Here is a 25,405-nt window from a genome sequence, read left to right on the forward strand (position 1 = left end):
CGGATTTGTGCAGATGGGCCTTGGCGTTGCTGCCGTGACCGTCGTCTTTGTCCGCCTCGCGCGGTGGGCAAACCGACATCCGGCCCCCTGATTTACGCCACGGCCCCTTGCAGGCCCCGGCACCATGTCTATAACGCACGACAATTTGCACCGGGGCGAGAATCCCGGTGCCTCATGCTGCCCGAGGTGACGCCATGCCGAAAAGAACCGATATCAAATCGATCATGATCATCGGAGCGGGGCCCATCGTGATCGGACAGGCCTGCGAATTCGACTACTCGGGGGCCCAGGCATGCAAGGCGCTGCGCGAAGAAGGCTACCGCGTCATCCTCGTGAACTCGAACCCCGCGACGATCATGACCGACCCGGACATGGCCGACGCCACCTATATCGAGCCGATCACGCCCGAGATGGTCGCCAAGATCATCGCCAAGGAAAAGCCCGACGCGCTGCTGCCCACGATGGGCGGGCAAACGGGCCTTAACACCGCGCTGGCGCTCGCGGACATGGGCGTGCTGGAAGAGCACGGTGTTGAACTCATCGGTGCGAAACGCGAAGCCATCGAAATGGCCGAGGACCGGAAGCTGTTCCGCGAGGCGATGGACCGGCTGGGCATCGAGAACCCCAAGGCCACAATCGTCACCGCGCCGAAAAAGGCCGACGGCAAAGCCGACCTCGAGAAGGGCGTCCAGATTGCGCTCGAAACCCTCGACGAAATCGGTCTCCCGGCGATCATCCGCCCGGCCTTCACGCTTGGCGGCACTGGCGGTGGCGTCGCCTACAACCGCGAGGAATACATCTACTATTGCCGCTCGGGCATGGATGCCTCGCCGGTGAACCAGATCCTCGTCGATGAAAGCCTTCTGGGCTGGAAGGAATACGAGATGGAGGTCGTCCGCGACAAGGCGGACAATGCGATCATCGTCTGTTCCATCGAGAACGTGGACCCGATGGGCGTGCACACGGGCGACTCGATTACCGTGGCCCCGGCGCTCACGCTGACCGACAAGGAATACCAGATCATGCGCACGCACTCGATCAACGTGCTGCGCGAGATCGGGGTGGAAACCGGTGGCTCAAACGTCCAGTGGGCGGTGAACCCGGTCGACGGCCGCATGGTCGTGATCGAGATGAACCCACGCGTGTCTCGGTCGTCCGCGCTCGCGTCGAAAGCCACTGGTTTCCCCATCGCCAAGATCGCCGCGAAGCTCGCCGTGGGCTACACGCTCGACGAATTGGACAACGACATCACCAAGGTGACGCCGGCCTCCTTCGAGCCGACCATCGACTATGTCGTGACGAAAATCCCGCGCTTCGCGTTCGAGAAATTCCCGGGCTCGAAGCCCGAACTGACCACGGCGATGAAATCGGTGGGCGAGGTCATGTCCATTGGCCGCACCATCCATGAGTCGATGCAGAAGGCACTGGCCAGCATGGAAACCGGCTTGACCGGCTTTGACGAGGTGACGATCGACGGCGCGCCGGACAAGGCCGCCGTGATCCGTGCCCTCAGCCTCAAGACCCCCGACCGGCTGCGCACCGTGGCGCAGGCCATGCGCGAGGGTTTGTCGGACGCCGAGATTTTCGACGCGACCGCCTTTGATCCCTGGTTTCTGTCGCGCATCCGCGAAATCGTGGAGGCCGAGGCCGAGGTGAAGAAGAACGGACTTCCCGTCACCGAGGATGGTCTGCGCCGGCTCAAGATGATGGGCTTCTCCGATGCCCGCCTCGCCAAGCTCACCGGGCGGGATGAAGCCAACGTGCGCCGCGCCCGACTAAACCTTGGCGTGACCGCGGTGTTCAAGCGCATCGACACCTGCGCCGCCGAATTCGAGGCCCAGACGCCCTATATGTATTCCACCTACGAAGAGCCGATGATGGGCGAGGTGGAATGCGAAGCGCGGCCTTCGGACCGCAAGAAGGTCGTCATTCTCGGCGGTGGTCCGAACCGGATCGGACAGGGGATCGAGTTCGACTATTGCTGCTGCCACGCCTGTTTCTCGCTGACCGAGGCGGGCTACGAGACGATCATGGTCAACTGCAACCCCGAGACGGTCTCGACCGACTACGACACCTCGGATCGCCTCTACTTCGAACCGCTGACCTTCGAGCACGTCATGGAAATCCTGCGCGTGGAACAGTCGAGGGGCACGCTCCACGGCGTCATCGTGCAGTTCGGCGGCCAGACGCCGCTGAAACTCGCCAACGACCTGGAAGAGGCAGGGATTCCGATCCTCGGCACCACGCCCGACGCCATCGACCTCGCCGAGGACCGCGAGCGGTTTCAGGACCTTGTGAACCGCCTGAACCTCAAGCAGCCCAACAACGGGATCGCCCATTCGGATGCCGAGGCGCTGGAAATCGCGGAAGGAATCGGCTTCCCGCTCGTCATTCGCCCCTCCTATGTTCTGGGCGGCCGCGCGATGGAAATCGTGCGCGATATGGATGGCCTGAAGCGTTACATTCGCGACGCCGTGGTCGTGTCGGGCGACAGCCCCGTTCTGCTCGACAGCTACCTCTCCGGGGCGACCGAAGTCGACGTGGACGCGCTCTGCGACGGCGAAGAAGTCCATGTCGCGGGCATCATGGAGCACATCGAAGAGGCCGGCGTCCACTCGGGCGACAGTGCCTGTTCGCTGCCGCCCTATTCGCTATCCGCCGCGATCATCGAGGAACTCAAACGCCAGTCCGTCGCGCTCGCGCTGGAGCTTGGCGTCGTCGGCCTCATGAACGTGCAATTCGCGGTCAAGGGCGACGACATCTACCTCATCGAAGTGAACCCCCGCGCCTCGCGCACCGTGCCCTTCGTGGCCAAGGCCGTGGGCTCGCCCATCGCCTCCATCGCCGCGCAGGTCATGGCCGGGGCGAAACTCTCCGACTTCACGCTGGTCGACCCGCTGATCGACCGCTTCGCCGTGAAAGAGGCGGTTCTGCCCTTCGCCCGGTTCCCGGGTGTCGATACGCTTCTCGGACCGGAAATGCGCTCGACCGGCGAAGTCATGGGGTCCGACGCGTCCTTCGCGCGGGCGTTCCTCAAGGCCCAGCTTGGCGCCGGGACGATCCTGCCGACCGAAGGCACGGTGTTCTTCTCGATCAAGGACGACGACAAGACGGCGGACATGGTCGAGACCGCGCAGATGCTGCGGGACCTGGGCTTTTCCATCATGGCGACCTCCGGCACCGCGAAGTTCCTGTCGGAAAACGGCGTGGAGAGCGAAGTCGTGCGCAAGGCCTATGAAGGCGGGCGCACCATCGTGGACGTGCTAAAGGACGGGCTCATCCATCTGGTGATGAACACCACGGAAGGCGCGCAAGCGGTCGAGGACAGCCGGTCCCTTCGCAACGTCGCCCTGATGGACAAGATCCCCTATTTCACCACGGCGGCGGCCGCCCATGCGGCAGCGCTTGCGATGACCGCCCGCAACGAGGGCGAACTCGAGGTGCGGTCGCTTCAGGAGGCGTGACGACTAAGAGACTGGCGATGACAAAGGGCAGAGCGCGGCCGAGGTCGGGCGCTCTGACTCTTGTGGTCGCCACTTTCTCGCCACTCCGGACGACATCAATCGTCGTGCTGACGTCACCATAACGCCCGGCCGGTCGGGCGGCCCGGCGCTGCTCGGGCCGGTAGAGCGGCTATTTCGGGCGGGGCCAAGGTTCAATCCTTCGCACCATGTCGCCTCCCCCGGCATTCATGTCGCCTTCGCGCTGTCCCCACGCGCCATACCGACTACCCTGACCTCACGCGCAACAGGGTCCCTCACATGTTCATTTCCGTATTCGACATCTTCAAACGCGGCGTCGGTCCATCCTCTTCGCACACCATGGGGCCGATGGTGGCCGCTCTGCGGTTCATCGAAGCGCTGCGCACCGAGGAACGCATCCCCGGCGCGGGTGAACTTGCCTCGCTCAATGTGACGCTGCACGGCTCGCTCGCCTGGACCGGCAAGGGGCACGCGACGGACCGGGCAACCGTGCTTGGTCTTCTGGGCCAGACCCCGCAGGGCCTCGACCCGGATTCTGTCGACACGCTCGTCGCGAACCTGGGCAAGACCAGGCGCCTCACACCCGAGGGCCTGCACCCGATCGCCTTCGACCCGGCCAGCGACGTGATCTTCGACTTCGGAAAGCCGCTGCCACTTCATGCCAACGCGATGACCTTCCGCGCCTTTGACGCTTCAGGAAACCCCTATCTCACGGAGACCTATTACTCCGTCGGCGGCGGCTTCGTGCAGACCGAGCGTGAGATGACCCAGCCGCACCACAGCCTCGCCGAGGAAAAACGCGCGATGGGCTATCCCTATGCCTTCGGCACGGCGGCGGAAATGCTCGCCATGGGCAAGCGGACCGGTCTGACCATCGCGCAGATGAAGCGCGCGAACGAACTCGCGGCGGGGCACGACGACCTCGACGAAGGGCTTGACGGGCTGGAAGAGGCGATGATGTCCTGTATCGACCGGGGCTTTGCGCAGGAGGGGATCCTGCCCGGTGGGCTCAACGTCAGACGGCGGGCCAAGAAGCTCCACGACGAACTGATCGCCACGCGTTACTCGAACCGGAACGCGCCCCATGTGGTGAACGACTGGATCAGCGCTTATGCCATGTCGGTGAACGAGGAAAACGCCGCCGGGGGCCGGGTTGTCACCGCGCCCACCAACGGCGCGGCGGGCACGGTGCCGGCGGTGCTGCGCTATCTCCTCGACCATTTCCCGGAAACCACGCGCGAGCAGCGGCGCGACTTCCTTTTGACGGCGGCGGCAGTCGGCGGGTTGATCAAGGCCAATGCCTCGATCTCCGGCGCCGAGGTCGGCTGTCAGGGCGAAGTCGGATCGGCCAGCGCCATGGCGGCGGCGGGGCTTTGTGCAGCGCTCGGCGGCACCAATGAGCAGATCGAGAACGCGGCGGAAATCGCGCTCGAGCACCACCTCGGCATGACCTGCGATCCGGCCAAAGGGCTGGTGCAGGTCCCCTGTATCGAACGGAACGCCATGGGGGCGATCAAAGCGGTCTCGGCCGCCTCGCTCGCGCTCCGGTCGGACGGCGAGCACATCATGCCGCTGGACAACTGCATCCGCGTGATGCTCCAGACCGGTCAGGATATGGATGCGCGCTACAAGGAAACCTCGCAGGCAGGGATCGCGGTCAATCTTCCCGAATGCTGAGGGCGCTGCTAGGGTCGTCCTATTGATCGCGATTTTGCCAGCCGGAGTTTTCCCATGACCCGTTTCCTCACGACCCTTGTCGTCTTCGCCTGTCTTGCCGGTCCCGGCCTTGCCGATGTCACCGGCGACTACACCGCAAAAGGGCGCAATGCCGACGGGTCGGTTTATTCCGGGACGGCGCGGCTGACAGAGACGGACGGGATGGTCACGGTGAACTGGACCGTGGGCACGTCGTCCTACTCCGGGACGGGCCCGATCAACGGCGACGTGGTGACCATCGACTGGGGCGCGGCATCGCCCGTGGTCTATGTGGTCATGCCGGACGGCGAGCTACATGGTACCTGGGCCGATGGCGCGGCGCTGGAGAAGTTGACGCCAAGGTAGGACGTTCAGGACGAAACGGTCCGACCCCAGAGGTCGTATTCGCTGGCCTCGTCCACCTCCACCGTGACCATGTCGCCGGGCGCGAGGTTCTCGAACCCTTTGTCGATGAAGAGGTTCCCGTCGATCTCGGGCGCATCGGCCATCGTGCGGCAGGTGGCGGCCTCTTCGTCGATCTCGTCCACGATGACCTGCATCGTCCGGCCTACCTTGGCGGCGAGCTTGGCCTCGGATATGGCCTGCGCCTTTTCCATGAACCGGTGCCAACGCTCGTCCTTGACCTCGTCGGGGACGTGGTCGGGCAGCGCATTGGAGCGCGCCCCGGCCACGTTTTCGTAGCGGAAACACCCGACCCGATCCAATTGCGCCTCGTCAAGCCAGTCAAGCAGAACCTGGAACTCCTCCTCCGTCTCGCCGGGATAGCCCACGATGAAGGTGGAGCGCAGTGTGATGTCCGGGCAGACCGAACGCCAGGCGGCGATCTCGTCCAGCGTTCTGGCCGCCGCGGCGGGCCGCGCCATCCGGCGCAGCACGCGGGGATCGGCGTGCTGGAAGGGAATGTCGAGATAGGGCAACACCAGCCCCTCGGCCATCAGCGGGATCAGCTCGCGCACATGGGGGTAGGGGTAGACGTAATGAAGCCGCACCCAGGCGCCGAGCGAGCCAAGATCGCGGGCGAGGTCGGTGATATGCGCCCGGTGTCCGCGTTCCTCGGCATAGCGCAGGTCGAGCCCGTAAGCGCTGGTGTCCTGCGAGATGACGAGCAGTTCCTTGACGCCCGCCTCGACCAGTTTCTCGGCCTCGCGCACGATCGCATGGGCCGGGCGCGATTGCAGTTTGCCGCGCATGTCCGGGATGATGCAGAACTTGCAGGCGTGATTGCAGCCCTCGGAAATCTTCAGATAGCTGTAGTGCCGCGGGGTGAGGCTCACGCCACGCGCGGGCAGAAGGTCGACAAAGGGATCGGGGTCAGGCGGCACCGCCCTGTGCACGGCATCGAGCACCTGCTCGTACTGGTGCGGCCCGGTGACGGCGAGCACGGAGGGGTGCGCGCCGGTGATGAACTCCGGCTCCGCGCCAAGACAGCCGGTCACGATCACGCGTCCGTTCTCACTGAGCGCCTCGCCGATAGCGTCGAGGCTCTCGGCCTTGGCGCTGTCCAGAAACCCGCAGGTGTTCACGATCACTGCATCCGCGCCCGAATAGTCCGGCGAAATGGCATAACCTTCGGCGCGCAGCCGCGTGAGGATCCGCTCGCTGTCCACCAGAGCCTTCGGGCAGCCAAGGCTGACCATGCCGATTTTCGGCTGTCCGGGACGTGCATCTTCGCGGACCACGGCACGTGCGAGGTCGGGGCGAAGATCGGGCGGGTTGATCGAGTTTTGCGACATGTGCGCCCTATACGCGCCTTTGGGCCACCGGGAAAGGGGCCTCACCCGGCACGAAACAGGGCCGTGACGCTTAGGCAGTCCGTTGCCGGTCGCCTCAGGTCTTCGGACCCTTCAGCGCCTTGATCGCGGCGTCGCAGCTCGGTTCGCACCAGATATAGCGGCTCTCGACCCAGATCATTCGGCGGGCGTAGTGGTAATCCCCATGGAACACATGCTCCTTGGTGTGGATCTGTTCGACGTAGACGTCATAGGACTTGCCCGCGTAGACGACGGTTTCGCCGGTCTGGTGGACGGTTGACGAGGTATCGCAAGCGGCAAGAAACACAAGCGGCAGAACGAAAAGGAACGCTTTCATCGGGTATCTCCCTGACATGTGTTCAGGTTAACCGCTGAACGCCCGAAAACAAGGGGTCGTCCGGCTTTGGCCCCTCCGGCCCTCAGGTTTCGTCGACCGATTGCCAGAAGATGAGCCGGTTGCCGAAGGGGTCGGTCACCTGCACTTCGCGCGCCCAGGGCATCGAGGTGATGCCGGGACGCAACCGGGGATGGCCGCGCTCGGTGATCTCGGCATGGAAGGCCTCGATATCGGGCACTTCGATGCGCACCGAAGACCCGGGCGAGGCGTCGCCGTGGTGCTCGGAAATATGGAGCAGGCAGTCGCCCCGCTTCAGCCCCATGTAGAGCGGCAGGTCAGCCTCGAACCGGTGTTCGAAAGAGACCTCGAAGCCCAGGTAACGGATGTAGAAATCCCGTGCCTGATCCTCGTCAAAAGACCGCAGGATCGGGCAGGCGGGACCGGTCATCAGCGTTTGCGGTCGCGGCGGGAGGACATGGGCTGGAACGCGACGCCGACATGGGCTTCGCAATAGGGTTTGCCCTGTTGCGCGGGCAGGCCACAGAACCAGAAGTCTTCGGTCGCAGGGTCGCCCACCGGCCATTTGCAGGTGCGTTCGGTCAGTTCCAGAAGGCTGATCCGCTTGGCGGTCTGTTCGACCTTGCGCACGGTTTCAAGGGCTTCGGGGCTGATCTCGTTCGCGCTCGGCTGCGGCGGGAGCGGTTGGCCGGCGGGTATGATCGCCTTGCGCATCGGCGCCACGGGTTTCGGCGCGGGCGCGGCTGCGGCGGGTTCGTTCGCCTCGGGCTCTGCCGGCTTGGCCGGAGCCGGGCGTTTCGCGGGCGCCGCCTTGGGCGCCTCGGCCGCCGGCTTTTCCTTGGCGGCGGGCTTCGCGGCCGGGGTGGTGGCGGGAGCGCCACCAGCACGGTTGGACAGACCCAGACGGTGCACCTTGCCGATCACCGCATTGCGGGTGACACCGCCAAGCTCCTTGGCGATCTGGCTGGCGGATTGACCCTCCGACCACATCTTCTTCAGTGTTTCGACACGTTCGTCGGTCCAGGACATATCTTTACCTCGCGGGGCTTCGGCCCCTTCTTTAGCGCAAGCGTCTATTCTAGTCACCCCGGCGCTGGATACAAGGTCACGAAGGTCCGTCAGCCGGGGATCCGCCGGGCAGGCCGCCCCCTGCGGCCTTCACGCCACGCCAGCAATCCGCCCCCGGCTAGGATCACGGCGGCGCCGACGGCGCTGTTCATGTCGGGCCAGACGCCGAAGAAAACCCCGTCGTAGAGCGCGGCGAAGACCAGCGTGGCATAGAAGAAGGGCGAAGCGAAGCTCGCGTCGGCGCGGCGCATCGACTGGATGAAACAGGCCTGCGCCAGGGCCATCAGAGTGCCGATCCCGGCGAGAACGGCCCATTGTGTGGGCGTGGGCCATTGCCAGACACCGAAGGCAAGCACCGCGAGCGTCGCGAAAATCAGGCCGAAGCCGTTGTTGATGAGGAGGATCTGCAAGGGGCCTTCGCGTCCGGTCAGAAGCTTGATGATGGTGATCTCGATCCCCATCGAAATGGCCGCCGCCAGCGCGATGAGGGCGCCCGTCTCGACGACGCCGGACCCGGGACGCAAGAGGATCGCCCCGCCGACGACGGCAATCACCACGGCGAGCCAGCGCCACGGGCCGACCTTTTCGCCCAGAAGCGGGATGGCCAGGAGCATCGCCACCACTGGGTTGAGAAAGGAGATCGCCGTGGCATCGGCCAGCGGGATGAACTGGATCGCGGCGAAGGTCAGGCTGATCCCGCCCCAGCCGAAAAAGCTCCGCGCCGCGTGCAGACCCCATGCCGGGCGCGAATACCTTGGCCGGAGCAGGAGGTTCGCGGCCGCGATGCCCAGAAAGGCGAAGAGAAAGCGGCCATGGCTGATCTGGAGCGCATGCAGGCCATTGGGCCCGCTGCCGGCCACCTTGGCCAGGAGTGTGCAGCCCGCGATGAGCGCCGCGGCGGTCAGCATGAAAGCTGCGGAAGCGAGGGGGTTGTGAGCGGGGGGCACGATTGTCTCCGTTCTGAAGGGCGAGAGGCGCATGCCTCGGAGTGGAAATCAATAGACAGGGCGATCCTTTCGCTGTATCCGCCGCGTCATGAGCAAGATGAACGCCTTCCCCAAGCCCCGACGCCGCGCCTTCCGCGCGTAACGTCCGCTTGCGGGCGCCGCATCCCGTCGCCCGGCTTTCGTTCCCCCTCAAATCCCCTTACATCGTTGACACCGGCCTGCCCACGCGGCACCAAAAGGCTCTTTTCGCAAGGATAACGCCATGATCACGTCCGTTCTCCCCACCTATGCACGCGCGCCCCTGTCCTTCGTGCGCGGCGAGGGTTCCTGGCTCTTCGAGGCGAACGGCGGGCGATACCTCGACCTTGGCGCGGGCATCGCGGTCAATGCGCTGGGCCATGCGAACCCGGACCTGATCGGGGCGCTGACGGCGCAAGCGCACAAGGTCTGGCATGTCTCGAACCTCTACCAGATCCCCGAGCAACAGGCGCTTGCCGACAAGCTTGTCGACAACTCCTTCGCCGACACCGTGTTCTTCACCAACTCGGGGACCGAGGCCGCCGAACTCGCGATCAAGATGGCGCGCAAGTATCACTACGATCGCGGCGACACCGACCGGATCGAGATCATCACCTTCTCGGGCTGCTTCCATGGCCGTTCGACCGGTGCCATCGCGGCGTCCGGGTCAGAGAAAATGGTCAAGGGCTTCGGCCCGCTCATGCCCGGTTTCGTGCATCTCGACTTTGGCGACCACGACGCGCTGAAGGCCGCTGTGGGTCCGAAGACCGCCGCCATCCTGATCGAGCCGGTGCAAGGCGAGGGCGGCATCCGCCCCGTGCCCGACCAATGCCTCAAGGGGCTTCGCGACATGTGCGACGAGGCCGGCGTGCTTCTGATCTTCGACGAGGTGCAATGTGGCATGGGCCGGACCGGCAAGCTCTTCGCCCATGAATGGGCGGGCGTCACTCCGGACATCCTGATGAGCGCCAAGGGCATCGGCGGGGGCTTCCCGCTCGGGGCGGTTCTTGCGACCGAAGCGGCCGCCTCCGGCATGACGCTCGGCACCCATGGCTCCACCTATGGCGGCAACCCGCTCGCCTGCGCCGTGGGCTGCAAGGTGATGGACGTCATCGCCAACGACGCCTTCCTGTCCGAGGTGAACCGCAAGGGCGGGCTCTTCCGGCAGAAGCTCGAAGGCCTCGTGGCGAGCCATCCCGACATCTTCGACAGCGTGCGCGGCGAGGGGCTGATGCTCGGCCTAAAGTGCAAGGTCGCGCCCGGCGACCTGGTGGCCGCGGGCTATGAGGCCGGCGTGATCACGGTGCCGGCGGCCGACAACGTCGTGCGCCTTCTTCCGCCGCTCAGCATTTCCGATGACGATATCGACGAGGGCATCGCCCGTCTCGACGCCGCCGCGAAGGCTCTGGAAGGACAGACGACATGAGACATTTCCTCGACATCAACGCGACCGAGGTCGACGATCTCAAGGGCATGATCGCCCAAGCACGGGCGATGAAGGATGCCCGGGGCGGACGTCCCAAGGGCACGGAGGACGACGACCTGCCCTTGAAGGGCCGGATGGTCGCGCTGATCTTCGAAAAGCCCTCCACCCGGACGCGCGTGAGCTTTGACATGGGCGTGCGCCAGATGGGCGGCGAGACGATGCTGCTCACCGGGCAGGAAATGCAGCTGGGTCACGGCGAGTCGATCGCCGACACCGCGCGCGTGCTGTCTCGTTATGTCGACATGATCATGATCCGGACCTTCGAGGAATCCGCGCTGCACGAACTGGCCGAATACGCGAGCGTGCCGGTGATCAACGGCCTGACCAACCGCACCCACCCCTGCCAGATCATGGCCGACGTGATGACCTTCGAGGAACACCGCGGCCCAATCACCGGCAAGAAGGTGGTCTGGACCGGCGACGGCAACAACGTGTGCGCGAGCTTCATCCATGCCGCCGGGCAATTCGGCTTCGACCTGACCTATACCGGGCCGGAACGGCTCGACCCCGATCCGGAGTTCGTCGCCGAGGCTCGCGCCAAGGGCTCTGACATCGTGATCGAGCGCGACCCGATGAAAGCCGTGGAAGGCGCCGATCTAGTGGTGGCCGACACCTGGGTGTCGATGCACGACGCGCCCTCGACCCGCGAGCGGCGGCACAACCTCCTGCGTCCCTACCAGGTGAACGACCACCTCATGGCCGGGGCGAACAAGGATGCGCTTTTCATGCATTGCCTGCCCGCCCATCGTGGCGAGGAAGTCACCGACAACGTGATGGACGGCCCGCAATCGGTGATCTTCGACGAGGCCGAGAACCGGCTTCACGCCCAGAAGGCGATCATGCGCTGGTGTCTCGGGGTCTAGCTCCTAGACGGCCTCGTCCCGCGCGGATTCCCAGGCGAGGAGGGCGCGCTTCACCGGCAGACCCCAGTGATAGCCGCCCAGTCCGCCCGACCGTCTCAGCGCCCGGTGACAGGGAATGATCCAGCTCACCGGGTTGCGGCCCACGGCGGTCCCCACGGCGCGCACCGCGCGGGGCGAGCCGATCGCGTGGGCGATTTCCGAATAGGTGGTGACATGACCCGAGGGGATGCTGATCAGCGCCTCCCAGACCTTGATCTGAAAGGGCGCGCCGATCATGTGGAGCCGCGCCGATCCCGACTGGTCGAAGGCGGCGTGCACCTCCTCGCGCAGCGCCATCGGGTCTTCCACGAAGCGCGCCCTGGGCCAACGCGCCAGCATGTCCGCCATCGCCGCCTCGGCCCCCGTCTCTGCCGCAAAGGCGAGACCACAGATGCCGCGATCCGTCGCCATCACCAGCGCGGCCTCGAACGGGCTGTCGAACCAGCCCCAGCGCACCGTCAGCCCCTCGCCACCGCGGGCATATTCACCGGGCGACATCGCCTCCCACGTCAGGAAGAGGTCATGAAGCCGCCCCGTGCCCGAAAGCCCGAGCGAATGGGCGGTCTCGAGCGTCGTGAACTTTTCCCTGAGCAGCGTCTTCGCGTGATCGAGCGTCAGGTATTGCTGGTAGCGCTTCGGACTGACGCCCGCCCATTTCGAGAACAGGCGCTGGAAATGCGCGGGGCTCAGGTTCACTTCGGCAGCGAGCGCGTCGAGCGATAGGGGCGCCCCCTCGGCGGCGTCGATCGCCTCGATCGCACGACGGATGATCTGGTAGTGATAGGCACCTTCGCCAGCGGTCGGTCTTTGCGGGTCCATCAGGGTCATCGGCTCGCTCCTTCTGCCCAGAGATTACGGCGACCGGCCCCGCCGGGCGACCCGATTCCTGCGCAATGCCGTCGCCCTGCACAGGCGCAATGTCGGCATGGCCGTGACCCGGGTCGTTCAACCTTGCACCCTGTCCCGAAACCCCGCATGAACAGCCCATGCAACGCCAGATGGACTATATGACGATCCGTGAGGTCTTCCGCCGCTTCCACGAAGCCGAGGCGGAACCGAAGGGCGAACTCGAACACGTCAACGCCTACACGCTCGTCGTCGCCGTCGCGCTTTCGGCGCAAGCCACGGACGCCGGCGTGAACAAGGCGACGCGGGAGCTCTTCAAGATCGCCGACACGCCGGAAAAGATGCTCGCGCTGGGCGAAGAGGGGCTGACCGAGCACATCAAGACCATCGGGCTTTTCCGGCAGAAGGCCAAGAACGTCATCAAGTTGAGCCAGATCCTCGTCGACCACTACGGCGGCGAGGTGCCCAATTCCCGCGCTGCCCTCACATCGCTGCCCGGTGTCGGGCGCAAGACGGCGAATGTGGTGCTCAACATGTGGTGGCACTACCCGGCTCAGGCGGTGGACACCCATATCTTCCGCGTCGGAAACCGCACCGGCATCGCGCCCGGCAAGGACGTCGTGGCCGTGGAACGCGCGATCGAGGACAATGTCCCCGCCGACTACCAGCTTCACGCCCATCACTGGCTCATCCTGCATGGCCGCTACATCTGCGTCGCCCGTAAACCCAAATGCGGCGCCTGCATCATCCGTGACCTCTGTCCCTACGAGGAGAAGACCCTTTGACCAAACGCTTTCAGGTTGTCGGCATCGGCAACGCCATCGTTGACGTGATCACGCAGGCCGACGACAGCTTTCTCGACCTCATGGGGATCGAGAAGGGCATCATGCAGCTGGTCGAGAAGGACCGGGGCGAGTTGCTCTACGGCGCGATGGAGAACCGGGTGCAGGCGCCGGGCGGCTCCGTCGCCAACACGATGGCGGGCCTTGGCGCGCTGGGGCTCTCCACCGGCTTCATCGGTCGCGTCCGGGACGACGCGCTGGGCCGGTTCTATGCCAAGGAGATGGTCGACGATGGCACCGTCTTCGTGAACGCGCCGGTGAAGGAGGGCGACCTGCCGACCTCCCGCTCGATGATTTTCGTCTCGCCCGATGGTGAGCGTTCGATGAACACCTATCTCGGTATTTCTTCCGAGATCAGCTCGGATGACGTGCACGAGGAAACCGCCCGTGACACCGAGGTCATGTTCCTCGAGGGCTACCTCTACGACAAGGACAAGGGCAAGGCCGCCTTCGACCGCGCCGCCCAGATCACCCACGGGGCCGGGGGCAAGGTGGGCCTGTCGCTCTCCGACCCCTTCTGCGTCGAGAGGCATCGCGACAGCTTCCGGCGCTTCGTGCGCGACATGGACTTCGTGATCGGCAACGAACACGAATGGGAAAGCCTCTACCAGACCGACCTGTCATCCGCCTTGGAACGGGCCGCCGCGGAATGCGGTCTCGCCGTCTGCACCCGCTCGGGCTCGGACACCGTGCTCATCCGGGGCGACGAGGAGGCCGTGGTCCCGGTCAACCGGCTCATGCCCGTGGACACCACCGGCGCAGGCGACCAGTTCGCGGCGGGGTTCCTCTACGGCTATGCCACGGGGCGCGACCTTGAGACCTGCGGCCGCATGGGCAATGTCGCGGCAGGCGAGGTCATCGGCCACATCGGCCCGCGCCCGGAAGCCGACATGAAGGCGCTCTTTCGCCAGAACGGCATCGCGCTCTGACCAAGGTGGGGGTGGGCACGGCCTGCGATCTTCACTGCTTCATAAATACCTTCGGGGGAAGAGCGGCTTTGCAAAGCAAAGACGCTCTCGGGGGCAGACAGCCCCCGTCCCACAGCGCAACAAGCATCACCAATCCTGATCTTGCGTCACGGTGCTACGGGCGGCGCCGAGCGAAGCGAGGCCCCGCGCGACGGGGCGAAGCCCCGGCGCAATACTTAAGGCAGGTGACGGGGCGAAGCCCCGGCGCAAGACTTGCAACGGATGACGGGGCGAAGCCCCGGCGCAAATCCCTATTCCCCGTAAGGAACCCAGACGGTCTTCACCTCGGTCGCCTGCGCAAGGAACTCCCTCCCCGCGCCGTCGGTGCCCATCCAGTCGCGGGTCAAGCCATGGTTGACCCAGGTCCGCTTGAGGTTCCCGGCACTCTCCGCCTCGATCAGCGCCGAGATATCTGCGCCCGAAGCCGACCAGACCGCATCGACCCCCAGATGCCCGGCCAAGGTCGGTGCAAGCTCCGCGTGAGAGCCCGTCAGGATATTCACCACACCTCCCGGCAGATCCGAGGTATCGAGCACCTGGTAGAAATCCGTCGCCGTCAGCGGATAGGGCTCCGACGCCACCAGCACCACCCGGTTGCCCATCGCAATCGCCGGGGCCATGAGCGACACGAGACCGAGGAGGGGCAACTCGTCCGGACAGAAGGCCCCGATCACGCCCACGGGCTCGTTCATGGCGAGCGCCACGCCGCGCATCGGCACGGGTTTGGCCGCCCCGTCGAACTTGTCGCACCAGGCGGCATAGGTGAAAATCCGCTCGATCGAGGCGTCGACCTCTTTCGCCCCGGTTCTGCCACCCGTGAGCCCGTCGATCCGCGCGGCGAACTCCCCCGCCCGGGCGGAGAGGTTCTCACCGATGTAGTAAAGGACCTGCGCCCTCAGATGCGCGGTAGCCTTGGACCAACCGGAGGCGCCCGTCGCCGCTTCCACGGCATTGCGCACATCTTTCCGGTTCGCCTTGCCCGCATGGCCCAGAAGCGTGCCGGATTTCGACCAGACCGGCTCCGAATAGCCGCCATCGGGCCGCGCCTGCTTGCCGCCGATGTAGAGTTTCGCGGTCCGGTCCAGCGCATCGACCCTGACGCCCTTCGGGGCGGGGACCTTCGCCACGGGTTTCAGAGCCGTCATCTTCGTCTTGGGCTTGGTGTAGGCCAGAAGCCCCTCCCAGCCGCCCTCCCGCCCGAAGCCGCTCTCGCGCACCCCGCCGAATCCCGCCGCGGCGTCGAACATATTGGTGCCGTTGACCCAGACCACGCCCGCGACCAGCTTGGGTGCGACGTCGAGCGCAAGGTTCACGTTCTCGGTCCAGAGCGTCGCGGCAAGCCCGTAGCGCGTGTTGTTCGCGATCTCGACGGCCTCTCCCGGCGTGCGGAAGGTCGTGGCGACCAGAACGGGTCCGAAGATCTCCTCCTGCATGAGCCGCGCGGCCGGTGACATGCCGGTGATGAGCGTCGGCGGATACCAGCTTCCCACGGCGGGCAGGTCACAGACGGGCTGATAGACATTGCCTTCGTGGCCGCCCTCCCGGACCATGTCCGTGACCGTTTGCAACTGCACCGGATCGACCAGCGCGCCGACGTCCACACTCTTGTCCATTGGGTCGCCGACGACGAGCTTGTCCATCCGGGCCTTCAGCTTGGCATAGAAGCGCGTGGCGACGGGTTCATGGACCAGTAGCCGCGATCCTGCGCAGCAGACTTGCCCTTGGTTGAACCAGATCGCGTCCACCAGCCCCTCGACCGCCGAGTCGAGGTCGGCGTCGTCGAAGACGATGTAGGGCGACTTGCCGCCCAGCTCGAGCGTGAGCGACTTGCCGGACCCGGCGGTGGCCTTGCGGATGATGCGGCCCACGTCGGTCGAGCCGGTGAAGGCGATCTTGTCGATGCCCTCATGCGCCGTGATCGCCGCCCCCGTGCGCCCGTCACCGGTGACAATGTTAACCACACCGGCAGGAACGCCGGCCTCTTCGCAGATTTCGGCGAAGAGAAGCGCCGTGAGCGAAGTATATTCGGCGGGTTTCAGGACCACCGTATTGCCCATCGCGATGGCCGGGGCGATTTTCCAGGCGAGCATGAGGAGCGGGAAGTTCCATGGGATGATCTGACCCGCGACGCCCAGCGGCTCGCGGTCTGCCATCTCGGTGTCGGAGAGCTGCGCCATCCCGGCATGATAGTAGAAATGCCGCGCGACCAGAGGGATGTCGGCGTCGCGGCTTTCGCGGATCGGCTTGCCGTTGTCGAGCGTTTCCAGCACGGCGAAGAGCCGAGCGTGTTTCTGGACGAGTCGCGCCAACGCGTAGAGCACCCTGGCCCTCTGGTGTCCCGAGGTCCTGGCCCAGGGTCCCTGCGCCTTGCGCGCGGCCCTCACGGCGGCGTCCACGTCGGCCTCGGTCGCCTGCGTGATCTGCGCGAGGTCCTCGCCTGTCGCCGGATTGCGGCTGGCGAAGGTCTCCCCCGGCTTCGTCCACGCCCCGCCGATGAAAAGACCGAAGGCGCGGTCGTGGGCGTCGAGCCAGGCCATCGCCTCGCCCGCGCTTTCGGGCGCATGTCCGTAGTCCATCGTCTCGAAGATTTCCTTGATGGTCATATCGGTCCCCTCAGGACATTGCGTGGCGGTAGCCCGCCGAGTAGTGGCCGGTCACATGGTGTTCGAGCTGCCGTTCGATGTCGCCCAGAAGCGACGAGGCGCCGAAGCGGAAGAGGTGATTGTCGAGCCAGTCGTCGCCCAGTTCCTCTTTCACCAACGCGAGATAGGTGAGCGCGTCCTTCGCCTTGGAAATCCCGCCCGCCGGTTTGTAGCCGACCTTGATGCCGGTGCGGTCATGATACTCCCGGATCGCCCGCATCATGACGAGGCTCACGGGGAGCGTCGCGTTGACGCTTTCCTTGCCGGTCGACGTCTTGATGAAATCCGCCCCCGCCATCATGCAGACGAGGCTCGCCCGCGCGACGTTGCGCAGCGTGCCAAGCTCGCCCGTCGCGAGGATCGCTTTCACATGGGCGTCGCCGCAGGCTTCGCGGAAGGTCTTCATCTCGTCGTAGAGCGCCTGCCAGTCGCCCGTGAGGACATGGCGGCGCGAGATCACAATGTCGATCTCCCGGGCGCCGGCCCGGACGCTTTCGCCGATCTCGGCCACCCGGAGGTGGAAAGGCGACAGCCCCGCGGGGAAGCCGGTGGAGACGGCGGCGACGGGGATACTGGTTCCTTCAAGGTAGCGCACCGCCGCCCCGACCATGTCGTGATAGACGCAGACCGCGCCCGTCGTGATCCCTTGCATACCCAGCGCGGCGAGCAGATCCGCGCGCACCGGATGGGCCGCCTTGGCGCAGAGCCTGCGCACACGCTCCTCGGTGTCGTCGCCGGCGAGGGTGGTCAGGTCGATCATGGTGATCGCCTTCAGAAGCCAGGCGGCCTGATGATCCTTCTTGACCGACCTGCGCGCGGCGATGGTCCCCGCCCGCCGCTCGATGGCCGAGGTGTTGGCCTGCGCGGCCCTCACCCAGTCCATGTCGAGCGCCATGCCGGGATTGCGCGGTTCGACCACGTCAGGAAGCTGCGCAGAGCCGGTCTGCACGGGGGCTTTGTGTTTTTCGTGTTGCACGGGTTTCTCCGGGATCCTTGCGGGAAAGGTCGCACGGAGGGGTGGATTCTGCAATATTTTCCGTTTGGTCAAATTTTTACGTGCGGTCGGTGGGGCAATGGCTGCGGCGAGTTGCTTTCGAGGCCCGTTCGGGGATCCGGAGGGTGCTTGGGGTGCGACGGTGGGTAAGCTTCGACCAAGAGCATGCGTTGTTAGTGTGGGAAGGATTCCGGGATTCTAGAATTCTGGAATCTTAGAATCCCGGAGCCATTAGAGGACTGCTGCGAAAGGAAAAATTCTTGCGCCGTCAAGGAAGGCGTTAACTGCCGGGTAATTGCGCGTCCTTACCCTGATCTTGACGAAGGCTCCACCAACCCGACACGACGTAAGGCATCCCATGACTATTGACGAACGCATTGCCATGAATTTCCGCGCCCTGGCGCATCCTCGCCGCGCGGCGATCTTTCGCCTGCTGACCGAGGATCCCGAGGTCGGCGCGACCTACCGCTCGCTGCAGATGGCATCCGGTCTCTGCGATGCCTCGCTCATTCACCACCTGCGGGATATGGAGCGCTGTGGGCTTATCCGGCGCCACCGCCGCGGCGCGGAGGTCGCCTATCGACTCGAAAGCGCGACCTTTTGCCGGACCGTCGCGCTGGCCCATTCCATGGCGACCGATGCGCGGCTCAGCCTGGCGAATGGTCCTCGCGCGGCCTAGTGCGCCTCGGCCCAGTTCGATCCGCGACCGGCGTCCACCACCAGCGGCACGCTCAGTTTCACTGCCGGGTCCGCCGCGCCCTCCATCACGTCACGGATCACCGGGATCGCCGCCTCTGCCGCCTCCGCCTCGACCTCGAAGATCAACTCGTCGTGGACCTGTAGCAGCATCTTCACGGGAAGCCCCGAAATCGCCGCCGGCATCCGGATCATCGCGCGCCGGATGATGTCCGCCGCCGTCCCCTGGATCGGCGCGTTGATCGCGGCCCGTTTCGCAAAACCCGCATGGGGCCCGCGCGCGTTGATCTCGGGCGTGTGGATCTTGCGACCGAAAAGCGTCGCGACATGGCCGTGCTCCTTGGCGAACGCCACGGTGTCGTCCATGTATTCCTTGATCCCCGGATACTTCTCGAAATACCGGTCGATGAAGCCCTGCGCATCTCCGCGCGGAATGCGCAGGTTGCGGGCCAGCCCGAAGCCCGAGATCCCGTAGATCACACCGAAGTTGATCGCCTTGGCCTGCCGCCGCACCTCGGGCGTCATCTGGTCGAGCGGCACGTCGAACATCTCCGACGCGGTCGCGGCGTGGATGTCCTCGCCGTCACGGAAGGCCTGCTTCATGCTCTCGATCCCGGCCACATGCGCCAATATCCGCAATTCGATCTGGGAATAGTCGAGCGACAGCAGAACCTTGCCCTCGGGCGCGACAAAGGCTTCGCGGATGCGACGGCCTTCCTCGGTGCGCACGGGAATGTTCTGAAGGTTGGGGTCGGTCGAGGCGAGCCGCCCCGTCGCCGCCCCGGTCTGAAGATAGCTCGTATGAACCCGCCCCGTCTCGGGGTTGATATGGGTCTGGAGCGCATCGGTGTAGGTCGACTTCAGCTTCGACAGCTGCCGCCAGTCGAGCACCCGGCCGGGCAATTCGTGCTCCGTCGCGAGGTCCTCGAGCACATCCGCCCCCGTGGCATAGGCCCCGGTTTTGCCCTTCTTGCCGCCGGGGAGTTCCATCCGGTCGAAGAGGATCTCGCCGAGTTGCTTGGGAGAACCCACGTTGAACGGCCCGCCCGCAAGTTCGTGGATCTCGGCCTCCAGCCCCGCCATCTTCTGGGCAAAGGCATTGGACATGCGCGACAGGGTCTCGCGGTCGACCTGCACGCCGTGCATTTCCATCTGCTTGAGCACTGGCACGAGCGGGCGTTCCAGCGTCTCGTAGACCGTCGTCACCCGTTCCTGATGGAGCCGCGGTTTGAGCACCTGCCAAAGGCGCAGCGTCACATCCGCATCCTCGGCGGCATAGCGCACCGCGTCCTCGATCTTGACCCGGTCGAAGGTGATCGCGTTCTTCCCGGTGCCGAGGAGCGTCTTGATCGAGATCGGCGCGTGGCCCAAATAGCGCTCGGACAGCTCGTCCATGCCGTGGTTGTGGAGGCCCGAGAACATCGCGTAGGACATGAGCATCGTGTCGTCCACGGGCGCGACCGTCACCCGGTAGCGTTCGAAGATCTTCACGTCGTATTTCGCGTTCTGGAAGACCTTGAGGACTTCGGGGGCTTCCAGCACTGCCCTCAAGGCGGAGAGCACGTCCTCTAGGGGCAGTTGTCCTTCCGCCAGCTTGTCCGAGCCGAAAAGGTCCGCCGCCGCACCTTCCTTGTGGCCCACGGGGATATAGCAGGCGACGCCCGGCGCCGTAGAGAGGGAAATGCCCACCAGATCGGCCTGCATTTCGTCGAGCGAGGTGGTTTCGGTATCGACGGCGACGAAGCCCTGATCGCGGATCGTGGCGATCCAGCGGTGCAGGGCGTCCATGTCGCGGACCCATTCATAGGCCTCCACGTCCATGGCCGGCATCTCGGGCGCGGTCACGTCCTCGGCCACGAGCGCGACCGCCTCGATCACCGGGTTTTCGACCCCGAGCTTTTCGGCGATCCGCTTGGTGAGCGTGCGGAACTCCATCTTGGCCAGAAACGCCATGAGCACATCAGGCTCCGGATCGCGGACCTCCAGATCGTCCAATGTGAAATCAAGCGGCGTCTCGCAGTCCAAAGCGACCAGCTTTTTCGACAGCTCGATCTGCGCGCGTTTCTCGATCAGGGTCTCGCGCCGTTTCGGCTGCTTTATCTCTCCTGCCCGGTCTAGCAGCTCCTCGAGCGACCCGAATTCGTTGATCAAGAGCGCCGCCGTCTTGATCCCTATCCCCGGCGCGCCGGGGACGTTGTCCACGCTGTCCCCGGCGAGCGCCTGCACGTCGACGACACGTTCCGGGCCCACGCCGAATTTCTCGATCACGCCATCGCGGTCGATGCGCTTGTTCTTCATCGGGTCGAGCATTTCGACGCCGTCACCCACCAGCTGCATCAGGTCCTTGTCCGACGACAAGATCGTGACCCGCCCGCCGGCGTCGCGGGCCTGACAGGCGAGGGTCGCGATGATGTCGTCGGCTTCCCAGCCTTCGATCTCCTTGCAGGCGATGTTGAAAGCGATGGTCGCCTCGCGCGTCAGGGGGATCTGCGGACGCAGGTCCTCGGGCATTTCGTCCCGGTTGGCCTTGTAGAGGTCATACATGTCGTTACGGAAGGTGTGCGAGCCCTTGTCGAAGACGACCGCCACATGGGTGGGGGCATCGGGCCCGGCGTTGTCTTCCACATAGCGCTGGATCATGTTGCAAAACCCGCTCACCGCCCCGATAGGCAGCCCGTCCGATTTCCGTGTGAGCGGCGGCAACGCGTGGTAGGCGCGGAAGATATAGGCCGATCCGTCGATCAGGTGCAGGTGACAGCCCTTGCCGAATGCCATTGTGATCTCCCTCGCTCGCGTCGCGTCAGGGGTCTTTGTCGCAAATCAGCCCGGGGCCTGCCAGAGCGAATACGACAGGCGGATCGACCAAGGCAGCGGCGTCCAGACTCCCATCCGGATCCCTGCCATGCGCAGCTTGCGGGAAATCCAGGTATTGCAGGTGCGGAACAGGTGAAACCGATCGACCGCCTGATAGAAGGCGTCGGTCTCGCTCAGGCCCGCAGTCGGCACCGGGATGGGCGCGTCGGGGCGCAGGAGATCGGCCCTAATGGCGGCGATCAGCGCTTCGAACTGGCCCTCGCTCATGGTGAGGGAGCGGGTCTCGAAGCTGTCCGGCAATGGTCCCCAGGCGTCGAAGCGCAGGACCGACGCATCTCCCAGAGCGCCCTTCACGGTCGCGCGCAGCGACACGTCGCCGTAGTCGCCGGTTACAGTGTAGAAATCCCGCGCCCCCCATCCGACGAGGAGCCAGGTGGCCGCCGGATGATCGAGCGGCACGCCGTCTTCGGTCACGAAGCCGAAGGCGGTCCGGGTCGTGTCGTTCAGCGGAAGGAGGAAATCATAGTGGATCGGGCTGCGGACCAAGCGGATCTCGACCGATCCGGTCCCGTCCACCTGCACCACGCGCCCCGGTGTGACGGCGAGCACCGTCGCAAGAAACGCATAGAGCGCGAAGAGCCCCGGCAGCACCCAGAGGGCCCGGAGCCAGCGCATCGTCACGCCTTGCCCGGTTGCTCCCCGGCGAAGTCCTTGTGGACGTAGCGCGCGTCGCAATAGCCACACTCGACGAAACCCGTGTCCTCGGGAATGGTCAGCCAGACTCGCGGATGGCCGGTGGCCGGACCGCCGCCGTCACAGGCGACCTTCTTCGTGTCCACAACCTTGGTTTCGGGAACTTGCGTCGTCATGAGCGGCCTCGTCTGGTTTTGTTCCCCGATAGCACCGGGGGCCTTTCGGGATCAAGCGGGTCGGACCCGCGCGTATCAGTCCCGGAGCATCCGGCCGAGAACCCGGCCTGACAGGATATGGGTATGCAGATGCGGCACTTCCTGAATGCCGGCTTCGCCGGCGTTCACGATCAGCCGATACCCCTCACGGTCGTCGCCCGGCGCCAGATCGAACTGGTTTACGACCGCTTGAATGGTGCGCGTGTAGTCGACGATCTCGGCTTCGCTCGCCTCGGCGGCGAAATGGTCCCAGGTCTGGTAGGGGCCCTTGGGGATCACGAGGACATGCACGGGGGCCTGCGGGGCGATGTCCTCGAAGGCGAGCGTGTGCTCGGTCTCGATCACCGTCTTGTTCGGAATCTCGCCGCGCAAGATCTTCGCGAAGATGTTCTGGGTGTCGTATTGATAGGCCATGTTCTCTTTCCCGGGTTCAGTCGCCGAAGAAGTCCTTGGTCCCGGCAATTTCTAGCGCCCTTTCTTCCGGGATCGACAGGAACTTGGCAAGGGCTTCGGCATTTTCCTCGACGCTCGCGTTTTCGCGCATGATGTACATCTCGTCGAAGCTCGCGTCCCGGATGCGGTCGCTTTCGTAGTAGAAATCCTGACGGATCGTCGGGATCAGTCGGTCGATGGCTTCCTGCGGCGTGCGCTCGCCGGCAAGCCCCACGCGCATCGCATGGCCGAGGATCCAGTCGTCGGTGAACTCGGTCTCGATCTCGAGAAGCCGGGTCTTGGAGCGGTCGGCGTGGAAGTCTTTCATCAGTTCGAGCGCCGCAGGATCGAGCCCGATCGCCAGACGGTCGGTCTGATAATAGTCGAAGAGCATCCGCATGAGCGCGCGTCGGTGACGCGTGCGCTTCTCGAGGCTCGCCTGAATGCCGCCAAGGTCGGGCAGGGGCGTTCCCTCTTCGTCGAAGAGATAGTCGATGGCGGGAATGTTCGTCGTCTCGCGCAGACGCTGAAGCAGCCGCTTGCCGATATGCCATTTCTTGGAAACGACGATGAGCAACTCGCGGTCGCGCCCCAGCGTCGTCTCGCTTTCCCAGAAGCGTTCGCCGAAGCGTTGTCCGATCCGGCCCCGCCCGGTGAGAAAGGCGAAAAGACTACGGCCTTCGTTCGAGATTTTGAAATCGACCCCATCCGCCGCATAGAGCGCCCCGAGCCGTCGTTTCAGTTCATGGGCGTCCGGGCTGATCTTGCGCGCGAAGATGTAGTCCTGTGACAGAAGCAGATCGTAGTGGTCGTTGTAGAAGGTCACCGGCATGCCGTAGTCGGTGAACATGAGGAAGGTGAGCGTGCGCGTCACGATCTGGTCTGCGGGCACGAGGTGGCGCACGAGGGTCTGGAAAAAGGTCTCGTCCGGGATCCAGGTCGTCGAGAAAAACCGCATCACGTCCCGGCGCCGTTTCGTGAAGTCGAGGATCCACTCGATCGTGCGCCGACGCAGGCACCACCACTGGCTCCCGATCTGCACCTGAATGTCCTTGGGCACATCGCGTTTCAGCCCCAACACCTGCTGCGCCCGCATCGAGGCATAGAACCGGCGCTTCTGGGTGCGTTCGTTGAACCAGTGGCGGTAGACCAGGCGTTCTTCCTTGATCCCGGTCTTGATCCAGTCGCTGTCGAAAAAGTCGAAGCTCTCGATATAGTCGACATCGTCTGTGTCGAGAAAATCATGCGCATATTCGGCCGACTTGATCGCCATGCAATCGCCCGAGACCATGTAGAAATGCGTCGCGCGGGGAAACGCTTCCACCGCAGCCTCGACCGCGTGGAGCGTGCCCGCGACAAGCGACCATTCCCCCCAGCCGCATTTCTCCCGGGTGCTGGCGAAGGTGACGCTCGGATTGTCGGCCAGCGCGGCCCGGATCATGTCGTAATCGGACCGCGCCGAGCGTGCATCGAAGTGGATCGAGATGTAGTCCCCCGCCGCGGTCAGGCGCGTCGCCTGATCTATGATGGCTTTCGGGTCCTTGTGGCACAGGAGAATGAAGGCGATTTTTGCCATTAACGGGACGGTTCCGATATGCTGCGGGCACTGTTGACAGACTTAGCGTAACGAAGCATTGAAATTACAGGGTTTGTTTGCTTTTTTCCCTTAAACAAGCGCGGCCCGTGCGAGGCGGCCACATCAGAGGCGGACGGCAGCATGGGGTTCCCCGGCACCTGGATGACCGAAACGGAAAGCATGGTGTATCGGGTTGTCCCGAAATGCGCCTGCTCCACCATCGGTCAGATCATGTATTATTCGGATCATGGTCAATTCTATGACGGCGACATTCACGACGCGAACGAAGGCATCGTGAAATGGGCGCAAGAAGACAATCAGCAGAAGATCGAACGCAACGTGAAGGCGCACAAGAGCTATGCCTTTACCTGTGTGCGCAACCCCTACACGCGTATCCTGTCGTCCTTCTTCGACAAGATCTGTGGCATCCAACGCAACGGAAATCGCTACCGGGGCAACCTCGTGCCGCTTCTGATCCAGAAATACGGGATCGAAGTGGGCGACCCCGAGACCGGCTTCGAGTTCGACCAGATCAAGAGCTTCCGGCGTTTCCTCCTGTTCGCGCGCGACACCATCAAGCATCGCCGCCCCATGGACCCCGACATCCACTGGTCGGCCATGTCGGGCCATGTTTCGACCTTCATCACCAACGGGGGCACCTACGACCACATCTTCTGGACCGAGAACTTCAATCCGGGAATGAAGAAGGTGCTCGACAACGTGAAGACGAAGAAGAAGGTGGACCTGAAGAAGATCCCCCGCTTCAACGAAAGCGCGGGGCACGGGCCGGAACGGGCGCATCCGGTCGAGGATTATTTCGACGACCTGTCGATGCACCTGATGTGGGAAATCTATCGTCGCGACTTCGACCTGTTCAAATACGATTTCTTCAATCCGGCCAACAAGATGCCCGTCGGGGACATCGACCTCGACGAGGTGCACAAGAAACTCGGGTCCTGACG

At 64.6% G+C, this 25,405-nt stretch carries 22 protein-coding genes; 9 read left to right on the forward strand and 13 right to left on the reverse strand.

Translation table 11 applies throughout. From position 1 onward, the window contains the following. The first annotated feature begins 194 nt into the window (after positions 1–194). From carB to KJP29_RS03555, 3 genes are all read left to right on the forward strand, one after another. Entirely contained in the window at positions 195–3,464 is a 3,270-nt protein-coding gene (gene carB, locus KJP29_RS03545; RefSeq protein WP_218462177.1) for a carbamoyl-phosphate synthase large subunit, read from the forward strand. Positions 3,465–3,761: 297 nt separating this feature from the next. Beyond that, on the forward strand, positions 3,762–5,159 hold the full coding sequence (locus tag KJP29_RS03550; protein ID WP_218462178.1) for an L-serine ammonia-lyase: 1,398 nt from the start codon (positions 3,762–3,764) through the stop codon (positions 5,157–5,159). Positions 5,160–5,213: 54 nt separating this feature from the next. After that, on the forward strand, positions 5,214–5,543 hold the full coding sequence (locus KJP29_RS03555; RefSeq protein WP_218462179.1) for a hypothetical protein: 330 nt from the start codon (positions 5,214–5,216) through the stop codon (positions 5,541–5,543). Between the two features lie 5 nt (positions 5,544–5,548). On the opposite strand, the gene rimO is transcribed toward KJP29_RS03555, so the two are convergent. The 5 genes from rimO to KJP29_RS03580 all read right to left on the reverse strand — a co-directional run bounded on the left by rimO (position 5,549) and on the right by KJP29_RS03580 (position 9,322). Continuing rightward, positions 5,549–6,931 (reverse strand): 30S ribosomal protein S12 methylthiotransferase RimO, encoded by a 1,383-nt coding sequence (gene rimO / locus KJP29_RS03560; RefSeq protein ID WP_218462180.1) that lies wholly within the window; start codon positions 6,929–6,931, stop codon positions 5,549–5,551. A gap of 94 nt (positions 6,932–7,025) precedes the next feature. Further along, positions 7,026–7,286: a hypothetical protein gene (locus tag KJP29_RS03565; protein WP_218462181.1), complete on the reverse strand. Its 261-nt coding sequence runs from the start codon at positions 7,284–7,286 to the stop codon at positions 7,026–7,028. Positions 7,287–7,368: 82 nt separating this feature from the next. Continuing rightward, positions 7,369–7,734, reverse strand: a complete 366-nt coding sequence (locus tag KJP29_RS03570) for a glyoxalase superfamily protein (RefSeq protein ID WP_218462182.1) — start codon at positions 7,732–7,734, stop codon at positions 7,369–7,371. Further along, positions 7,734–8,333: a GcrA family cell cycle regulator gene (locus tag KJP29_RS03575; protein ID WP_218462183.1), complete on the reverse strand. Its 600-nt coding sequence runs from the start codon at positions 8,331–8,333 to the stop codon at positions 7,734–7,736. The genes KJP29_RS03570 and KJP29_RS03575 overlap by 1 nt, the downstream gene beginning before the upstream one ends. An 89-nt stretch (positions 8,334–8,422) precedes the next feature. Then, positions 8,423–9,322: a DMT family transporter gene (locus KJP29_RS03580; RefSeq protein ID WP_370630830.1), complete on the reverse strand. Its 900-nt coding sequence runs from the start codon at positions 9,320–9,322 to the stop codon at positions 8,423–8,425. A gap of 259 nt (positions 9,323–9,581) precedes the next feature. On the opposite strand from KJP29_RS03580, the gene KJP29_RS03585 reads away from it, so the two are divergent. Next, a complete protein-coding gene (locus tag KJP29_RS03585; protein ID WP_218462185.1) occupies positions 9,582–10,763 on the forward strand; it encodes an aspartate aminotransferase family protein in 1,182 nt (393 codons plus the stop codon). Beyond that, positions 10,760–11,686 (forward strand): ornithine carbamoyltransferase, encoded by a 927-nt coding sequence (gene argF / locus KJP29_RS03590; RefSeq protein WP_218462186.1) that lies wholly within the window; start codon positions 10,760–10,762, stop codon positions 11,684–11,686. The genes KJP29_RS03585 and argF overlap by 4 nt, the downstream gene beginning before the upstream one ends. Positions 11,687–11,689: 3 nt before the next feature. Here argF and KJP29_RS03595 read toward each other — a convergent pair whose 3' ends face one another. After that, positions 11,690–12,553 carry a bifunctional helix-turn-helix domain-containing protein/methylated-DNA--[protein]-cysteine S-methyltransferase gene (locus KJP29_RS03595; protein ID WP_218462187.1) on the reverse strand — a complete coding sequence of 288 codons (864 nt, stop codon included), beginning with the start codon at positions 12,551–12,553 and terminating at the stop codon, positions 11,690–11,692. A 158-nt stretch (positions 12,554–12,711) separates the two neighbouring features. Between KJP29_RS03595 and nth the strand changes: the two genes are divergently transcribed. Both nth and KJP29_RS03605 read left to right on the forward strand, forming a co-directional pair. After that, positions 12,712–13,356 (forward strand): endonuclease III, encoded by a 645-nt coding sequence (nth, locus tag KJP29_RS03600; RefSeq protein WP_218462188.1) that lies wholly within the window; start codon positions 12,712–12,714, stop codon positions 13,354–13,356. Further along, positions 13,353–14,342, forward strand: coding sequence for an adenosine kinase (locus tag KJP29_RS03605; RefSeq protein ID WP_218462189.1), 990 nt, complete (start codon positions 13,353–13,355; stop codon positions 14,340–14,342). Before nth ends, KJP29_RS03605 begins: the two co-directional genes overlap by 4 nt. Positions 14,343–14,632: 290 nt before the next feature. Here KJP29_RS03605 and KJP29_RS03610 read toward each other — a convergent pair whose 3' ends face one another. Together KJP29_RS03610 and deoC are read right to left on the reverse strand one after the other, a co-directional pair. Next, on the reverse strand, positions 14,633–16,984 hold the full coding sequence (locus tag KJP29_RS03610; protein ID WP_218462190.1) for an aldehyde dehydrogenase family protein: 2,352 nt from the start codon (positions 16,982–16,984) through the stop codon (positions 14,633–14,635). Between the two features lie 10 nt (positions 16,985–16,994). Then, positions 16,995–17,999 (reverse strand): deoxyribose-phosphate aldolase, encoded by a 1,005-nt coding sequence (gene deoC / locus KJP29_RS03615; protein WP_370630804.1) that lies wholly within the window; start codon positions 17,997–17,999, stop codon positions 16,995–16,997. A 376-nt stretch (positions 18,000–18,375) separates the two neighbouring features. Here deoC and KJP29_RS03620 point away from each other — a divergent pair, with 376 nt between their 5' ends. Then, entirely contained in the window at positions 18,376–18,696 is a 321-nt protein-coding gene (locus tag KJP29_RS03620; RefSeq protein WP_218462191.1) for a helix-turn-helix transcriptional regulator, read from the forward strand. On the opposite strand, the gene polA is transcribed toward KJP29_RS03620, so the two are convergent. The 5 genes from polA to KJP29_RS03645 all read right to left on the reverse strand — a co-directional run bounded on the left by polA (position 18,693) and on the right by KJP29_RS03645 (position 24,443). Continuing rightward, positions 18,693–21,488, reverse strand: coding sequence for a DNA polymerase I (polA, locus tag KJP29_RS03625; protein ID WP_218462192.1), 2,796 nt, complete (start codon positions 21,486–21,488; stop codon positions 18,693–18,695). The two genes, KJP29_RS03620 and polA, sit on opposite strands and share 4 nt — an antisense overlap. A gap of 45 nt (positions 21,489–21,533) precedes the next feature. Then, on the reverse strand, positions 21,534–22,202 hold the full coding sequence (locus KJP29_RS03630) for a DUF2459 domain-containing protein (protein WP_218462193.1): 669 nt from the start codon (positions 22,200–22,202) through the stop codon (positions 21,534–21,536). Positions 22,203–22,204: 2 nt separating this feature from the next. Further along, positions 22,205–22,396: a zinc-finger domain-containing protein gene (locus KJP29_RS03635; protein WP_218462194.1), complete on the reverse strand. Its 192-nt coding sequence runs from the start codon at positions 22,394–22,396 to the stop codon at positions 22,205–22,207. A gap of 75 nt (positions 22,397–22,471) precedes the next feature. Next, the gene (locus KJP29_RS03640; protein WP_218462195.1) at positions 22,472–22,849 is read right to left on the reverse strand and encodes an HIT domain-containing protein; all 378 of its coding nucleotides are present in this window, start codon (positions 22,847–22,849) and stop codon (positions 22,472–22,474) included. A gap of 16 nt (positions 22,850–22,865) precedes the next feature. After that, positions 22,866–24,443 (reverse strand): DUF5928 domain-containing protein, encoded by a 1,578-nt coding sequence (locus tag KJP29_RS03645; RefSeq protein WP_218462196.1) that lies wholly within the window; start codon positions 24,441–24,443, stop codon positions 22,866–22,868. A gap of 141 nt (positions 24,444–24,584) precedes the next feature. Between KJP29_RS03645 and KJP29_RS03650 the strand changes: the two genes are divergently transcribed. Then, positions 24,585–25,403 (forward strand): sulfotransferase family protein, encoded by an 819-nt coding sequence (locus tag KJP29_RS03650; RefSeq protein WP_218462197.1) that lies wholly within the window; start codon positions 24,585–24,587, stop codon positions 25,401–25,403. The last annotated feature ends 2 nt before the right edge of the window (positions 25,404–25,405 follow it).

This window comes from Maritimibacter sp. DP1N21-5 (assembly GCF_019218295.1).
GTDB lineage: Bacteria > Pseudomonadota > Alphaproteobacteria > Rhodobacterales > Rhodobacteraceae > Maritimibacter.

Excerpts from the sequence above, each read along its gene's own strand:
- carB (WP_218462177.1), top strand. The coding sequence starts at position 195 with ATGCCGAAAAGAACCGATATCAAATCGATCATGATCATCGGAGCGGGG.
- KJP29_RS03550 (WP_218462178.1), top strand. The coding sequence starts at position 3,762 with ATGTTCATTTCCGTATTCGACATCTTCAAACGCGGCGTCGGTCCATCC.
- KJP29_RS03555 (WP_218462179.1), top strand. The coding sequence starts at position 5,214 with ATGACCCGTTTCCTCACGACCCTTGTCGTCTTCGCCTGTCTTGCCGGT.
- rimO (WP_218462180.1), bottom strand. The coding sequence starts at position 6,931 with ATGTCGCAAAACTCGATCAACCCGCCCGATCTTCGCCCCGACCTCGCA.
- KJP29_RS03565 (WP_218462181.1), bottom strand. The coding sequence starts at position 7,286 with ATGAAAGCGTTCCTTTTCGTTCTGCCGCTTGTGTTTCTTGCCGCTTGC.
- KJP29_RS03570 (WP_218462182.1), bottom strand. The coding sequence starts at position 7,734 with ATGACCGGTCCCGCCTGCCCGATCCTGCGGTCTTTTGACGAGGATCAG.
- KJP29_RS03575 (WP_218462183.1), bottom strand. The coding sequence starts at position 8,333 with ATGTCCTGGACCGACGAACGTGTCGAAACACTGAAGAAGATGTGGTCG.
- KJP29_RS03585 (WP_218462185.1), top strand. The coding sequence starts at position 9,582 with ATGATCACGTCCGTTCTCCCCACCTATGCACGCGCGCCCCTGTCCTTC.
- argF (WP_218462186.1), top strand. The coding sequence starts at position 10,760 with ATGAGACATTTCCTCGACATCAACGCGACCGAGGTCGACGATCTCAAG.
- KJP29_RS03595 (WP_218462187.1), bottom strand. The coding sequence starts at position 12,553 with ATGACCCTGATGGACCCGCAAAGACCGACCGCTGGCGAAGGTGCCTAT.
- nth (WP_218462188.1), top strand. The coding sequence starts at position 12,712 with ATGCAACGCCAGATGGACTATATGACGATCCGTGAGGTCTTCCGCCGC.
- KJP29_RS03610 (WP_218462190.1), bottom strand. The coding sequence starts at position 16,984 with ATGACCATCAAGGAAATCTTCGAGACGATGGACTACGGACATGCGCCC.
- KJP29_RS03620 (WP_218462191.1), top strand. The coding sequence starts at position 18,376 with ATGACTATTGACGAACGCATTGCCATGAATTTCCGCGCCCTGGCGCAT.
- polA (WP_218462192.1), bottom strand. The coding sequence starts at position 21,488 with ATGGCATTCGGCAAGGGCTGTCACCTGCACCTGATCGACGGATCGGCC.
- KJP29_RS03630 (WP_218462193.1), bottom strand. The coding sequence starts at position 22,202 with ATGCGCTGGCTCCGGGCCCTCTGGGTGCTGCCGGGGCTCTTCGCGCTC.
- KJP29_RS03635 (WP_218462194.1), bottom strand. The coding sequence starts at position 22,396 with ATGACGACGCAAGTTCCCGAAACCAAGGTTGTGGACACGAAGAAGGTC.
- KJP29_RS03640 (WP_218462195.1), bottom strand. The coding sequence starts at position 22,849 with ATGGCCTATCAATACGACACCCAGAACATCTTCGCGAAGATCTTGCGC.
- KJP29_RS03645 (WP_218462196.1), bottom strand. The coding sequence starts at position 24,443 with ATGGCAAAAATCGCCTTCATTCTCCTGTGCCACAAGGACCCGAAAGCC.
- KJP29_RS03650 (WP_218462197.1), top strand. The coding sequence starts at position 24,585 with ATGGGGTTCCCCGGCACCTGGATGACCGAAACGGAAAGCATGGTGTAT.